The following is a 13816-nucleotide window of genomic DNA, read 5'->3' as shown; positions in this document are numbered from 1 at the left end:
ATCTTGATCGCTCTGATCTGGTGTGCACTTCAATCAGAGAGGCGGGCACCGTCCCAGGTCCAATGCTCGTGTGAGTGGAATGGGCTGATGATGCCGATATCACGAGCATGAAGGAGGGCACCCCGGCTATTGTTCGCTCCGACTTCGTACAGGCGCAGGGTGGGCGAGTCGAAGATGTTCGCCTTGTGGAAAACCTCCTGCGCTCCAGGTGCGATGAGGTGTACCTCCCGCTCCGTGTCCATCACGGCCCAAACCGCCCGACCGGTCGCGTTCTTCAAGTGAACGCTGGCCGTGCCGGCGGCGTAGACCGGACCGGCGATCGAGACCAGGGTCGCCAAGACGGCGATCATCGCAATGCGACCCATTTCCTTCAGTTTAGTCCACATGGCGTAGCATCCTCGGGGTACCATCGTTCCAATGCCCGGATGGGCGGTGCGACGAACCGTTTCCGCCGCTACCTATCTAGGGACGCTTAGGCGGTCGTTACCCCTCATCGATTCTCCGACCTCTCGTGAGACTTCTCGCTCAACCCGACAGTATGATCGAGGGTTAAGCGACTTCGCGGTTTGTCGGCATTCCTGGTGGCCTTGTCCCGGGCAACATCGCGTCGGAACCTTCCGATCGATCCGCCGCCACCGGTTCGACGTCAAGACGATGAACCGGACCAACGTCCGGCGGTGCCTCCACTTGAACCGCACATGCTCAAGGAAGCTGAGCCGCCGGTTGGTCCGCTCCACAAGGCTGTTCGTCCGCACCCACGGGCCGCCGGGCTCGTCAGGAACGCGATCAGCTCGGCGAACTCTCCTGCCTCTAGCATTTCCATCGCCTCGGCGAGCCCGGACACCGCGGCGAACTCGAACGACCACAACGACGTCGTCCTGCGGCACCACGCCCGGTGTGAGGACTGCCCGGCCATGTACCGCCCGTACACCTGAACTCGGCCAAGAGGGGCGGACGTCCTACGTGACAGGCAGATCACCGAGAAATGGGGCGAGTGGGTGTCGTAAGCATAAGAACTGCTGCCGCGACCAGTTAGCCCGATTGCCCGGCCCGCGCGGCGCAAGAAGTTACGAATTTTTTCTGGAAGCCGTGAGGGGTATTCTCTTTCATAATGTCCTATGACGGTGACTCAAGGACGCAACCAGAAAGAAACCGGTCCAGGGACGGTGCCCCACGAGGTCCATTGACCGCTCAGGAGATCGCGATGGGCCATTCGGTGACCGAGGCGGTCGAAATCATCTTGCATCAAGCATGCACACGCGAGACGAAAGACGAAGCACGCGGCCGCATCAACGATGCGAAAGACGAAGCACGCAGCCGTATCGATGAGGCGAATGTCAAAGCGTTCGAACGCATCGACACCTGGCTCCAAACAATACGCCTCTGGAGGCCGTCTGCAGTAGCCGCGAAGGAGCTACAGCAGGATCGCTGGGCCTGTCTCGCTTTTCTCCTCTCGAAATGGAAGATGAACGGAGTAAGACGGCGAGGGCGCATCGACCTCGCTGTTGGGCTCCGGAGTATGGACAGAAAGCTACGTCGCGGCGACGAGCGCCATGACCAGCGGTTCGTCGCATTCGCCGATGATTACGCGATCGAACGGGCTCCAGGACCGCTCGGGCAGGCCCTCGCCGTCGACTTGCGCAGATGTATCTGCAAACGACTCACCCCCCGCGGGATCGAGGTCCTTAAGCTTGTGGAGGATGGTTTCTCGAACGAGGAGATCGCGGAGAAGCTTGATTATTCGGTCCCAACGATAGAACGCGAGCGCCACACGATCCGCGACGTCACCCGCAGTTGTGATCGCCAAAAGATTCAAGGGATCATCGGTCGGCATCGACACGAGTTGGAAGAAGAGCAATCAAGGTTGTCCCAGTCATGAACGAACCCAATGGCGTGAACAGCGATGCGGATTCTCGAGAGATCATCGGAGGAAGTCCTCCCGACTATATCGAAGGCGTTCGCGAGATCCTCTCCCCCAACTCACTGGAGGCGGAAGAGAACGCGCGCAACCTCCGAGAGTTCGTGAAGGACGAGCTAGAACTCCGCCCGATGAAAGGGCGTTTCCGGCTCAGTCGGTTAATTAACTGGGGCGGCCAGGGTTTCGTCTACGGGGGCAGTGACGCGAAGATGGGCGGTCGGCCAATCGCGTACAAGACCGTCCGCCCCGATGGCGAGAAGAACCGTCGGGCGATTTCACATCTGGAACGCGAGGCGGAGATAACGGCGTCGCTCCAGCATCCCAACATAATACCGGTCTACGATTACGACCGGAACGCCCGCGGCATCCCGTATTTTGCGATGCGCCCCGTCGCTGGCCACTCGATGAAACAAGCGATCCATCTGGCCAGCCAAGATCGTCGGCACTCGTTCGACAATGACACCGCTCCGCTCATACGCGCACTGGTGGCAGCGTGCCACGCCGTCGATTATGCCCACTCTCAAGACATCCTTCACCGCGACCTCAAGCCGAGTAACATCATGCTCGGCTTGTTCGGGGAGGTCGTAGTGATCGATTGGGGGCTTGCGCTCAGAACTAACGTCGCGGACGACAGGAGCACCAAGGAGGCGCTATAGTGGCCCCCAGATTTCGGACCACTCGGTAAGTTATCATTGAGGGAGGTCTTACCGAGGGCGAAGCATGGGACAAATCCGCAAGCGACACTCGGCGGCGTTCAAGGCGAAGGTCGCCTTGGAAGCCGCCAAGCAGGACAAGACGATCTCCGAACTGGCCAAGCAGCACCAGATTCACCCGGTGCAGATCAGCCAGTGGAAGAAGCAACTCCTGGACGGCCTGGAGGGCCTCTTCGAGAACGGGTCGGCCGCCCGCCGGCCCGACCACGAGAAGCTCCAGACCGAATTGTACGAGCAGATCGGGCGGCTCCAGATGGAGCTGGCCTGGGTGAAAAAAAAATCTGCCTTGTGAGGTCGAGGCCAAAAGAGCCTTAATCGAATCCACGCATCCTCACTTGAGTGTTCGTCGCCAATGTGAGCTGCTGGGACTCAATCGGTCGAGCTTTACTACGAGCCGGCGACGGAGACCCTCGAGAACCTGAGCCTGATGAGGCGGATCGACGAGCAATATCTCAAGACGCTGTTTACGGCAGCCGCCGCATGACGGCCTGGCTGACGAGGCAGGAGAGGAGGTCAACCGCAAACGCGTGAGCCGCCTGATGGAATTGATGGGTCTGAGGCGCTCATCCGGGCCTCGAACCACGACGCGAAACCCTGACCACAAGGTTTACCCGTACTTGCTTCGAGACCTGACGATCGAGCGACGCAATCAGGTTTGGTCCACCGACGTGACGTACCTCCCGCTCAACCAGGGCTTCATGTTCCTGGCGGCGGTGATCGACTGGCACAGCCGGTTCGTGCTCTCTGGCGGCTGTCGAATACGCTCGACGGCCGGTTCTGCCTGGAGGCGTTGGACGCGGCGTTGGAGGGAGGACGCCCCGAGATCTTCAACACCGACCAAGGCGTGCAATTCACGGCGCGGGCCTTCACCGGCCGGCTTGAGGCGGAAGGGATCGCGGTGAGCATGGACGGACGCGGGAGGGCGTTGGACAACGTGTTCGTCGAGCGGCTGTGGCGGTCTCTGAAATACGAGGACATTTATTTGAAAGCATATTGCAGTGCCAGAGAATTGAAAGCCGGCCTTGAAAGGTGGTTTGCGTTTTACAACCACGAGCGCTTGCACCAGAGCTTGGCCTATCGCACGCCCGCCGAGGTCTACCATGGTGCCGAGCCGGTCGGGCCTTGAGAGGGGAGAGCGGGGTGGAGTCCCGCGTTCGTTCCGGCCACCGATTGCATGCCGAGCCGGTCGGGCCTTGAGAGGGGAGAGCGGGGCCGAAGCATAACTTAAAAACCGGGCCGAGTGGTCTGGACATTGGGGACCACTTCACGCCGCAGTTCGAGGGGACACCGGATTATGCCAGCCCAGAGCAGTTGGACGGCGACCCAGATCGTCTCAGCCCGAGCAGTGATATTTACAACCTCGGAGCGACGCTCTACCACATCCTGGCAGGCCAAGCCCCGTTCGAGGGAATCACACGGAAGGGACGCCCAAATGGTAAGGCAATCAAACCAAAGCCCCTCCGAAAGATCAACCGTGCGATCCCACGCTCGTTAGTCTCGATCTGCGACAGGGCGATGGCGCTCGCTCCTGACGATCGATACAAGACGGCCGGGGCACTGGCCGATGATCTCCGTCGCCAACTTGAACATCTGCCGGTGCTGGCTCATCGCTACGGCCCAGTTACGCGAACTTCGTTGTGGGCGCGGCGGAGTCCCGCGACGGCTACTGCTATTGCAGTGGCCCTCGTCGCATTCGCATCGTTCAGCTGCTGGCTGGCCCAGCGATCTTCCTGGCAGGTCGCTGGAGCCCGCGGTCACTATCGGGCCGCCGTGGTCATTGCCAGATCCGTCGATCGTACCGTTGATTCGAGCAAGCAGTGGCTCGCATCGGAGAAGGAGCTGGAAGCCGCGCGAGATTCTCTGGTGCCAGGGTCCGCGGAGTCCGTCGCCCGTGCCATCCTCGACAGAGTTCGGTCCGTCTTGCGACTGGAGACAACGAAGCAACTGGCAGCGAGGATCAACGCCGCTGTGACGACGGTCAAAGCCGAGCTTGAGAAGGCCGAGCGCTGCAATCGGGAACACGAGCAGGCGATGCTTCTCTTGAACGAACACCGGACCGTCGAAGCCTTGAAGCACCTGCGTACGGCACTGCTCGCTCAGCCGGATCGACTGGACATCGGTAGGCGTGCCATCCTCGTCGCCCACGATAGCGGGACGATGTCAACCTTCGCAGAGCAGATCGACGTCGCTAGGACTCGTCACCCCGATGACCTGTTCATCCGGCTGCAACACATTCATTGTCTGGCACACTTCGCGAGGCACGCTGAAGCACTTGAGATTGCCGAAAGCATCCTTCGCGATCACCCGCGTAATGCTAAAGCACTCCACTGGAAATCCGTGATCATACTCGTCGGCGACCGGCCCAACATAAAGGATTGCGTTAACCTACTCTCAAACGCACATCTCCTGGATCCCGGCGATCCAGATATTGTCTGGAGCCTGATCCACGCAACATGGGCGAGCGGAGATCGCGTGTCTTTTCATTCACTAATCGACGAGGCGATGGAGATTCATGCTCGAAACAACGATTTCCATAACCCAAGCTATTTGGCTAACCTCCCCCTCTACTTTTATCACCTGATGGGCCAAGGCAAGTTCGCTCAAATTGGACAGTTCGTCACAGATGCGCCAGAACATGTAAAACAGTATGCGTTTGGCCCTGCGTCATCGATCGCGCGTGTCAGCCGATGCCTAGAGAAGATTGACGCGGGACGTGAGGAGCAGTGGCCGCGATTGAAGAACTCAGACCGCATCGCATTGGCCGTAGCATGGCACTCCCGAAAGCGTCATGCCGAGGCTGCCCGGCTCTTTGAGGAATTGATGAGTTCACCGCAACTGTCCGGAGAACTCAATGTTTACGAGCCACTACCTATTTATTCCCTCATAGCAGCGGGCACATCACACCGCGATCCAAAATCAACGGGAGACGAACGCAGACGCTGGCGTACGAAGGCCTACGAAGTCTCCAACCAGCTCCTCCTCGATTTCACATCGGCACTCGAGCGGCCAACGACGGCGGCACCTGCTAGCAACATCTTTCTGATTCTCACCGGAATTGAGCACGCCCCTGAAATGGAGAAGGTCCGCGAGTCGACACATTTATTAGATCTTGAGGCGCAAGAGCAGGAGAACTGGAGTTCGTTTTGGAGGCGAGAGAAGGCTTTGGCCGACGTTGCCCGTCGTCGATTGATCTCGCTCCACTGACCACTGCACTGCTCTAGAAATACGAAGAATCAGCTTCGTCATCCGCCCCAGGCTTCCAATTTTTCATGGTTTCTGTGAGCCGCAACGCGGCATGACGACTTTTCGGGATTCTGTGGACAGTGCAGGCGAGTAGGCTCCTGGCCGGGGCCGTCAGGTCACGCCGACTATTCGGAATCCGGGTAGAGCCTCTGACTAGACTTTCGGACCTCAGGCCACGGCTGATAGCTTGTGGAGTAGTTTCCTGATGCATTCTGGTGAGGGTAGCTCCTCGCCGGACTCTCTGTAAACTTTGAATTCCCACATCTGCAAGCGTAACGCACCAAGCATGTCCGTGAACGTCGGCATCACTCGGTCCTCGTACCACGGACGTTCCCGTTCGACATGGGATCCCTCATGACCCTTCACGCAGTACCACAGGATCGTCAGCGATCCCACGAACCACGACATCGGGTGCGCCCGCTCCACGCTCCGCACCCGCGGATCGTGCAGCCCGAGGAACTGGTTGCTGTCGAAGATCGCCAGTTCCACACTCCATCTTCGGCAGTATCCCAGGATCACGAAACCTGCCGAGACCGTCGTGTCCGTCGACACCAACGCCTCGTCGCGCCATTGGCCCAGTGGGTCGCGGACCAGCACGACCATCACCGGATCGGTCTTGCTCCCCTTGTACCAGAGTACGTCCCGGATCACCTGCACCCGAAGCTCGCGTGCCCCCTTCGGGAAGTCGATCGTCAGGAGTTCCGCCGGGTAGGTCGTGGTGTCCTCGATCATCGCCTTGGGGTTCGGGAGGCGATCCCCCTTCTTGCGCGAGGCGCCCCTCTGCTTGGGCTGTCGCGGCGCGGGCCGCTCGTACAGCGCTGCCTTCCAGTGCAGCGGCCCGATGACCAGGAGGTTCGCAGGCCGATCCCGCAGCACGGCCGCGTTGACGTATGCACTGTCGCCGACCAGCCAGAAGGTCCGCTCGGGATTGGCCTGGGCCAACTTCCGCGCCAGCGGCGCGGCCGACTGGGGGCGGGTCTGGTATCCCGGCTCGCCCTTCTTGCGGAAGAGCCGCCAGAGCACCGGCAGGCAGTAGTAGCGATCGGCTCGCATCGGGATCGGCACGGCGATGCCGAGCTTCACGAGCGGCATCGAAGAGCGCGAGGAGCTCCGCCTGGGGCATCGCGCAATCTCGTAGCTCTCGGGCGAGTCCCAGCAAGGCGCCGTGCGGCGGCGTCGCCGGAAGGGCAGCCTCCACGCGATCCATTAGCGAGGATGGTTCCATAAAACCCTGAAACCTTACCCTGTTCCGGGACACGATTTTCGCCGAATTGATGCCCTTCAGGGGGTAAAGTTAGACGGGCTACAGCGGTTTACCCACGGGTTGCATGCGCGAATAATTCCCTTTGAGGGTAGTCCCTTTCTGAGGAGATCGCCATGCGTCCCTACTTCGACCGATCTTCGTGAGCGAGTCGCGGCCGCCGTGGACCAGCAGGAAGGTTCCCTGCGTGAGATCGCCCAACTGTTCCGCGTGAGTGTATCGTTCGTGGTCCGCTTTCTCCAACGCCGCCGCCAGGCCGGCACGCTCGAGCCGAAGCCGCACGGAGGTGCTCCCCGCGGCTCTGGGACCCGATGACCTCCGACGCCTGACCGATTTGATCCGCAAGCAACCCGACGCCACTTTGAAGCAACTGAAGGAGCGAGGCGGCTTCACCTGTAGCCTGAAGACCTTGTGGTTCGCCGTGCGCGGCCTGGACCTGACCTTCAAGAAGAAGAGCTTGCACGCCAGCGAACGGGACCGACCCGATGTGCAGACGAAACGCCGCTCGTTCCGCCGGAAGGTGAAGAAGATCGAGCCCAAACGGCTTGTTTTCGTGGATGAGACCGGGGTCACCACGGCGATGACTCCTACCCACGCCCGCGCGCCGCGCGGTGAGCGGGCCGTGGACTCGGCCCCCGGCGCGTGGGAATCGATGACCGTGATCTCGGCCCTGAGCCTGAACGGGGTCCGCGCCCCGCTGACGTTTCCCGTTGCGACCGACACGACGGCGTTCCAGACCTACGTCGATCAAGTTCTGGTCCCCTCGTTACATAAGGGAGACGTGGTGGTGCTGGACAACATCAAGCCCCACCTGGCTCCCGGCGTGGCCCGGGCGATTGAGCAAGTGGGGGCGAGCGTGCTGCCACTGCCGCCGTACAGTCTGGACTACACTCCGATCGAGGAGATGTATTCGAAGGTCAAGGAGTTTCTCCGCCGAGTGTCGACACGAACGGTGACGGGGCTCACTGACGCCATCGGTGAAGGATTGAAGCAAGTCATTCTCGAAGACATCATCGGCTGGTTCAATCACGCCGGCCTGTGCGCAACACGTGAGTAAACCGCTGTAATGAACGCCGATTTTCGCGGCCGCCTCAACTTGCCTACAGCGGTTTACCAACTGATTGAGCACGCAAATAATTCCAGGGGAGGATCGATCTATCCGGGTGAGTTGCGTGGAAAAGGAGGTCACTGCCATGCGTCCTTACTCCTTGGATCTTCGTGAGCGTGTCGCGGCGGCGGTCGATCATCACGAGGGCTCGATCCGTTCGATCGCTCGAGTTTTCCGGGTCAGCACGTCTTTCGTCGTGCGCCTGCTCCAGCGTCGCCGCACCACCGGAATGCTGGACCCCGAACCGCACCGCGGTGGCCCGCCTCGGGCCCTCGGGCCAGAGGATCTGAAACGTCTCGCCGGGTTGGTTTTGGAGCAGCCCGACGCCACCCTCAAGCAACTCCAGCAGCGAGGCGGCTTCACCTGCAGTCTGAAGACCTTATGGTATGCCCTGGACCGTTTGAACCTGACCTACAAGAAGAAGAGCCTGCACGCCAGCCAGCGTGACCAACCCCCTGTGCAAAAGAAGCGACGTTCGTTCCGGCGGAAGGTCCACATAATCGAGGCAAAGCAGCTGGTTTTCGTGGACGAGACGGGGATCACCACGGCGATGACTCCGACTCACGCCCGAGCGCCACGGGGTGAGCGGGCGGTCGACTCTTCTCCTGCCTCCTGGGAAACGATCACCGTCATCGCGGGCTTGGGACTGGACGGGGTGCGTGCCCCGCTGGCTTTTCCAGGGGCGACCAACACCGCGGTGTTTCAACAGTACGTCGAAGAAACTCTAGTGCCGGAACTGCACAAGGGAGATGTGGTCGTCTTCGACAATCTCAAGCCCCACCTGAGCGTCGCGGTCTTGAACGCGATCGAGAAGGCGGGGGCGGACGTGCTCCCGCTCCCACCGTATAGTCCAGATTACACTCCGATCGAGGAGATGTTCTCCAAGGTCAAACAGGGACTTCGTCGAGCGGAGGCGAGAACGAAAACTAGACTCTACGATACCTTGGCAGGGGTATTCCGGCAGGTCACGCTTCAGGATATCCTCGGTTGGTTCCAACATGCCGGATTGTGTGCAACGCCAAGGTAAACCGCTGTAATTGACACTCAACTTTACCGGGTCGCTCCAGGCTGGCCGACCCCGCCGCACCCACGGCGGGGTCCGGCCCGAGGTCGTCAAGGACACTCAAGACGCATCCATCGCCCTCCCAGCCACGGTACGGGCCGTGTCGGCACGGTGAATCCCGCCTTCTTCAGCAACGGATTATGGGCCCGCTTGTTCAGCGAGACGATCACTCCTCCGGCGGTCATCTCCAGCCAGCCCGGCGTGTCGATGAACTTCCGAAACAACCGGGACGGCCCCGTTCGGCTGAACCCTTTGAGGCGATCGGCCAGGCCGCGGTACAGGAGATCCGCGAGCACCGTCAACGTCAGGTCGAAGCTACTGGACGTCATGGCCGTCCACGGGGTCAACCGGCACACCAAGATATTCCCGCTGCTGAATGAGATTGGCAGCGAGTTTGCGCGGCTTTTGGCTTTATTCTCCGCCCGTGCGAGCCCTCATCAGCTCGCGTAGCTCACGTCGCTTGATCTTGCCGGATGTGGTCTTGGGCAAGGCGGTCACGAACTCAAGCCGGCGCGGGTATTTGTACGGCGCGATCGAACGTTTCATATGCTCACGGATCTGTTCGGCGAGCGAGTCGCTCGGCAACTGTCCTTCGCGGAGCACGACGAAGGCCTTCACGACCATGCCGCGGACCAGGTCGGGGCCCTCGACTGCCGCCGCTTCGAGCACGGCCGGGTGACTGACCAGGGCGCTTTCCACCTCGAACGGCGAGATGCGATAGCCGCTCGCCTTGATCACGTCGTCGTTGCGGCCCTTGAACCAGAAGTCGCCGTCCTCGTCGCGCACGAGCACGTCGCCAGAGTAGTACCACTCGCCGCGGAAGATCTCCGCGGTGCGCTCGGGCTTGTTCCAGTACTCAAGCCGACCCGAGCTGAGGGTCATCGAAGGACATGGGCTGAGACCTCCCACAGGGTCGCCCCCTCGGTTCGCTCGGCAGACGCCTGCGCGAACTCCGCGGAGCGCGTCCTTCACGGCGCCACCGCACGCGGCCGACCTGGGCACTCGTCGACGGCCGCCCAAAGTTCTTCCACCCCCGTCTCCCTGGCCGAGCTGACGCGCACGACCGGGACCGACCGGCAGCCGGGCATGTTGAGAAGCTCGCGGAGCTGCGACTCGACGCGCTCCGCGCCCGAGAGATCGGCCTTGTGGACCACCACGATGTCGGCGATTTCGAGCAGGCCGGCCTTCTCCCATTGCAGCTCGTCGCCGGTCTCCGGTTGGACGAGGACAATGACGACATCGGCCACATCACGGACGGCCGTGTCCCCTTGCCCGGCACCGACGGTCTCCACGATGACGGTGTCGAATCCGAAGCGGCCGAACAGCCCGATCATGAGATCAACGTTCGGCGCGACACCCGAACGGCCGCCCGGCGTGGCCACGCTTCGGATGAACACCGCATCGTCGGCCGGCCGATTCGGCATGCGGATGCGATCGCCGAGCAGGGCCCCGCCGGTGAGCGGACTCTGCGGATCGCACGCCAAGACCGCGACCGACCGCTGCGACCGCCGGATGACCTCGATGAGCTTCCCGATCAGTGTACTCTTTCCCACGCCACCGCTGCCGGTGACGGCAATCACCTGCGGCTGACCGCGCGCTCGGTCCGCGGCCTCGCCTTCTTCCTCCCCGCTTCCCGTCGGGAAGAGGGGCTGTGGGTGATCGGTCGCGGTGGGCCCCGCAAACCCGCCGCGGTTCGTCGGCGCGACTTCCCCTCTCGCCGCCTGCGTGAGCCATCGGCTCAACGCCCGCCGATCGCACCGCAGAGGCTGCGTGAGGAGTTGTTCATGGCCTCCCGCGTCTTGCACGCGGAGGAATTCTGCGATCTCATGGATCACGGTGCCCGGACCAAACACCCGCGCCACGCCAAGCTGAAGCAGTTTCGGCACATCCGCTTCCGGAATGATCCCACCCACCAGCAGGCCGACATCCCCCAGCCCGGCCTGCCCCATCATCTCCAACACCCGCGGCACCAGCGTCATGTGCGCCCCGCTCAAGAGGCTCAAGCCTAACCAACCCGCATCCTCATCAACCACCGCGCGCACCACCGCCTCGGGCGACTGCCAGAGCCCCGCGTAGATCACATGAAACCCCTCATCGCGCAGCCCTCGCGCCACGACTTTGATGCCGCGATCGTGGCCGTCGAGTCCGACCTTGGCGAGGACGATACGCGCCGGCGTCGTCATGCCCATCGATGATTTTTCGCTCCACGGAGGCCCCTCACGCGCTCTTCGGTTCGTACCGACCGAAAACGTCCGCCAAGGCGTCCATCATCTCTCCGACGCTGGCACGGGCATGGGCGGCCTGGAGTAATGGCCCGACCAGGTTTTGGCTCATGGCGGCCGCGCGACGAACTTCGCCCAGACATCGCCGCAGTTCGCCGGCGTCGACCCGGCCACGGGTCGCTCGCAGCGTGGCGATCTGGTCTCGCTCCACCCGGTCGTCCACGGTGAGGGTCTCCATGGGCTTCTCATCCGCCTCGACGAACGCATTCAGGCCGACGATGAGCTTCCGTTTCGCGTCCACCTCCCGTTGATAAGCGAACGCGGCATCGGCGATCTCGCGGCGGAAGAAGCCGGCTTCGATGGCGGGTATCATGCCGCCGACGGATGCGATGCGGTCGAAATAACCCCGGGCGTCGTGTTGCATCGCGCGCGCGAGGGCTTCGACAAAGTCGCTGCCGCCGAGCGGGTCCGCGGTATTGGTGACCCCGGTTTCGTACGCCAGGACCTGCTGGGTTCGCAAGGCCAGCGTGACGGCGTGTTCCGACGGCAGGGCCAGCGTCTCGTCCATGCTGTTGGTGTGTAACGACTGGCAGCCGCCGAGCACCGCGGCGAGGGCCTGGTACGCGACGCGGATCAGGTTCAGTTCCGGCTGTTGGGCCTGGAGCGAGCAGCCGGCGGTCTGGGCGTGGAAGCGAAGTTTCCAGGACGCCTCGTCGGTCGCGCCGTAGCGATAGCGCATCGCCTCGGCCCAGAGCCCGCGGGCGGCGCGGTACTTGGCCACCTCCTCGAACAGGTCATTGTGCGCGTTGAAGAAGAACGAGAGGCGCGGGGCGAAGGCGTCCACGGCCAGGCCGCGGGCCAGGCATTGCTCGACGTAGTGGAACCCGTCGGCCAGCGTGAAGGCCAACTCCTGGGCGGCGGTCGAACCCGCTTCGCGGATGTGGTAGCCGGAGATCGACACCGGGTTCCACTGCGGCACGTGCCCGGCACAGAACTCGATCACGTCGCACACCAACCGCACGCTCGGCTCCGGCGGGAACACGAACTCGTTCTGGGCATGGAACTCCTTGAGGATGTCATTCTGGATCGTCCCGCGGAGCTTTCGGAAGTCGAAGCCTCGTTCCTGGGCGGCGGCCAGGTAGAACGCCATGAGGACGATCGCCGGCGCGTTGATGGTCAGGGACACCGAGGTCGATTCCAGGTCGATGCCGTCGAAGAGCACCCGCATGTCGTCGAGCGTGTCCACCGCGACGCCGAGCCGACCGACTTCACCCGCCGCGCGCGGGTGGTCGCTATCGAGGCCCATGAGCGTGGGCAGGTCGAACGCGGTCGAGAGCCCGGTCTGCCCCTTTCCCAGGAGGAACTTGAACCGCTCGTTCGTCTGTCGGGGCGTACCAAAGCCGGCGAACTGCCTCATCGTCCAGAGACGACCGCGGTACATGCTCGCGTGGATGCCGCGGGTGAACGGGTACTGGCCGGGATATCGGTCGTCAGACTCGCCGCCGCGGCCGTTCCGATCGTCCGGAGGATCCAGTGGTTCGATCGGCCAGCCGCTCACCGTCGTGGGCGGCTGCTCGCGGACCGGCGACGTGGCCGGCTCTTCTGCCCGGCGTTCCATCTCCGCGCGATTGGTCCTCGGCGACCGGCTCATGCTCGAATCCTTCCATAAGGAAAGTTCAAGGGGGCGCGTCGGGTTGGCCCAGGGAATTGATTCAGCCGCAATCCCCGGACAATGGTGAGCCGCGCGAGTTCGGTCTCCCCGGCGCGCTCATCCGCAACATCGATCACGCCTTATGGCATCCTACCACCGAGGGGAGCCGGCCCGACACAGTAGGAAGAAAAAAACGAACCCAGAGACGCGCGATTGCTAAATTGCAGCGCCTCACGGGAGCGTGGACAGCGAAGCGGGACGGTCGCGTCGCCTTCCAAGGGCTGCCGGCCGGTCCTGGCCGCGCGGAGACGGTCTTCATCACGGTGTGCCGGCCGTTGCTAGCTGGCGCATCGCGCGCGTCGGTCTGACAAACTTCGGCCGATCAGACCGAAGCACGCTGCCTGACGCAAAAGGTCAGGTGCGTTCTTCGTGGCGATCCTGGGCCGGATCGGTCGGGCGCGAGCGGCGCCGAGTCCCGGGCGAAAGTTCGTCGCTGGCGGAGGAGAGTGGGGCGGAGCCGAGGAGCACGGGAATGGTCCGCCGTGCGGTGAGGGAGCCTGGCCAAGGGACGACGCGAAGTGGGGCATCTGAGCGCTCGGACGAGTCTCCCGCTCGCCGACCGCCCTGGATCTCGCAG

The 13816-nt window shown here is 62.5% G+C and carries 12 protein-coding genes and 2 pseudogenes; 8 read left to right on the top strand and 6 right to left on the bottom strand.

All coding sequences use genetic code 11. From position 1 onward, the window contains the following. Positions 1-29: 29 nt before the first annotated feature. Positions 30-386: a hypothetical protein gene (locus V5E97_RS25235; protein WP_406694352.1), complete on the bottom strand. Its 357-nt coding sequence runs from the start codon at positions 384-386 to the stop codon at positions 30-32. A 291-nt stretch (positions 387-677) separates the two neighbouring features. Here V5E97_RS25235 and V5E97_RS25230 point away from each other — a divergent pair, with 291 nt between their 5' ends. The 5 genes and pseudogenes from V5E97_RS25230 to V5E97_RS25210 all read left to right on the top strand — a co-directional run bounded on the left by V5E97_RS25230 (position 678) and on the right by V5E97_RS25210 (position 5835). Next, positions 678-935: a hypothetical protein gene (locus V5E97_RS25230; RefSeq protein ID WP_406694351.1), complete on the top strand. Its 258-nt coding sequence runs from the start codon at positions 678-680 to the stop codon at positions 933-935. A 176-nt stretch (positions 936-1111) separates the two neighbouring features. Further along, positions 1112-1879: a helix-turn-helix transcriptional regulator gene (locus V5E97_RS25225; protein ID WP_406694350.1), complete on the top strand. Its 768-nt coding sequence runs from the start codon at positions 1112-1114 to the stop codon at positions 1877-1879. After that, complete coding sequence (locus tag V5E97_RS25220) at positions 1876-2574, top strand: protein kinase domain-containing protein (protein ID WP_406694349.1); 699 nt, start codon at positions 1876-1878, stop codon at positions 2572-2574. The genes V5E97_RS25225 and V5E97_RS25220 overlap by 4 nt, the downstream gene beginning before the upstream one ends. 64 nt (positions 2575-2638) lie before the next feature. After that, positions 2639-3757, top strand: a pseudogene (locus V5E97_RS25215) (IS3 family transposase). Between the two features lie 389 nt (positions 3758-4146). Next, complete coding sequence (locus tag V5E97_RS25210) at positions 4147-5835, top strand: hypothetical protein (protein ID WP_406694348.1); 1689 nt, start codon at positions 4147-4149, stop codon at positions 5833-5835. 207 nt (positions 5836-6042) lie between these two features. Here the strand turns inward: V5E97_RS25210 and V5E97_RS25205 are convergent. Continuing rightward, positions 6043-6951: pseudogene (locus V5E97_RS25205) on the bottom strand (IS701 family transposase); the annotation flags it as partial. 346 nt (positions 6952-7297) lie between these two features. On the opposite strand from V5E97_RS25205, the gene V5E97_RS25200 reads away from it, so the two are divergent. From V5E97_RS25200 to V5E97_RS25190, 3 genes are all read left to right on the top strand, one after another. Further along, on the top strand, positions 7298-7450 hold the full coding sequence (locus tag V5E97_RS25200; protein WP_406694346.1) for a helix-turn-helix domain-containing protein: 153 nt from the start codon (positions 7298-7300) through the stop codon (positions 7448-7450). Beyond that, on the top strand, positions 7422-8192 hold the full coding sequence (locus V5E97_RS25195; protein WP_406694345.1) for an IS630 family transposase: 771 nt from the start codon (positions 7422-7424) through the stop codon (positions 8190-8192). Before V5E97_RS25200 ends, V5E97_RS25195 begins: the two co-directional genes overlap by 29 nt. 136 nt (positions 8193-8328) lie before the next feature. Continuing rightward, on the top strand, positions 8329-9270 hold the full coding sequence (locus V5E97_RS25190; protein WP_406694344.1) for an IS630 family transposase: 942 nt from the start codon (positions 8329-8331) through the stop codon (positions 9268-9270). 86 nt (positions 9271-9356) lie between these two features. Here V5E97_RS25190 and V5E97_RS25185 read toward each other — a convergent pair whose 3' ends face one another. The 4 genes from V5E97_RS25185 to V5E97_RS25170 form a co-directional block, all read right to left on the bottom strand. Beyond that, entirely contained in the window at positions 9357-9635 is a 279-nt protein-coding gene (locus V5E97_RS25185; protein WP_406694343.1) for a hypothetical protein, read from the bottom strand. Positions 9636-9717: 82 nt separating this feature from the next. After that, the gene (locus V5E97_RS25180; protein WP_406694342.1) at positions 9718-10278 is read right to left on the bottom strand and encodes an AMP-binding enzyme; all 561 of its coding nucleotides are present in this window, start codon (positions 10276-10278) and stop codon (positions 9718-9720) included. Then, entirely contained in the window at positions 10275-11495 is a 1221-nt protein-coding gene (locus tag V5E97_RS25175) for a cobalamin-dependent protein (RefSeq protein ID WP_406694341.1), read from the bottom strand. The genes V5E97_RS25180 and V5E97_RS25175 overlap by 4 nt, the downstream gene beginning before the upstream one ends. Positions 11496-11523: 28 nt before the next feature. Beyond that, positions 11524-13179 (bottom strand): acyl-CoA mutase large subunit family protein, encoded by a 1656-nt coding sequence (locus V5E97_RS25170; protein ID WP_406694340.1) that lies wholly within the window; start codon positions 13177-13179, stop codon positions 11524-11526. Positions 13180-13816 lie beyond the last annotated feature (637 nt).

Source organism: Singulisphaera photorubra (assembly GCF_045290345.1).
GTDB lineage: Bacteria > Planctomycetota > Planctomycetia > Isosphaerales > Isosphaeraceae > Singulisphaera.
This window is presented reverse-complemented; position numbering and strand designations above follow the sequence as displayed.

Coding starts and splice junctions, on each gene's coding strand:
- V5E97_RS25235 (WP_406694352.1), bottom strand. CDS start 386: ATGTGGACTAAACTGAAGGAAATGGGTCGCATTGCGATGATCGCCGTC.
- V5E97_RS25225 (WP_406694350.1), top strand. CDS start 1,112: ATGTCCTATGACGGTGACTCAAGGACGCAACCAGAAAGAAACCGGTCC.
- V5E97_RS25220 (WP_406694349.1), top strand. CDS start 1,876: ATGAACGAACCCAATGGCGTGAACAGCGATGCGGATTCTCGAGAGATC.
- V5E97_RS25210 (WP_406694348.1), top strand. CDS start 4,147: ATGGCGCTCGCTCCTGACGATCGATACAAGACGGCCGGGGCACTGGCC.
- V5E97_RS25190 (WP_406694344.1), top strand. CDS start 8,329: ATGCGTCCTTACTCCTTGGATCTTCGTGAGCGTGTCGCGGCGGCGGTC.
- V5E97_RS25185 (WP_406694343.1), bottom strand. CDS start 9,635: ATGACGTCCAGTAGCTTCGACCTGACGTTGACGGTGCTCGCGGATCTC.
- V5E97_RS25175 (WP_406694341.1), bottom strand. CDS start 11,495: ATGGGCATGACGACGCCGGCGCGTATCGTCCTCGCCAAGGTCGGACTC.
- V5E97_RS25170 (WP_406694340.1), bottom strand. CDS start 13,179: ATGAGCCGGTCGCCGAGGACCAATCGCGCGGAGATGGAACGCCGGGCA.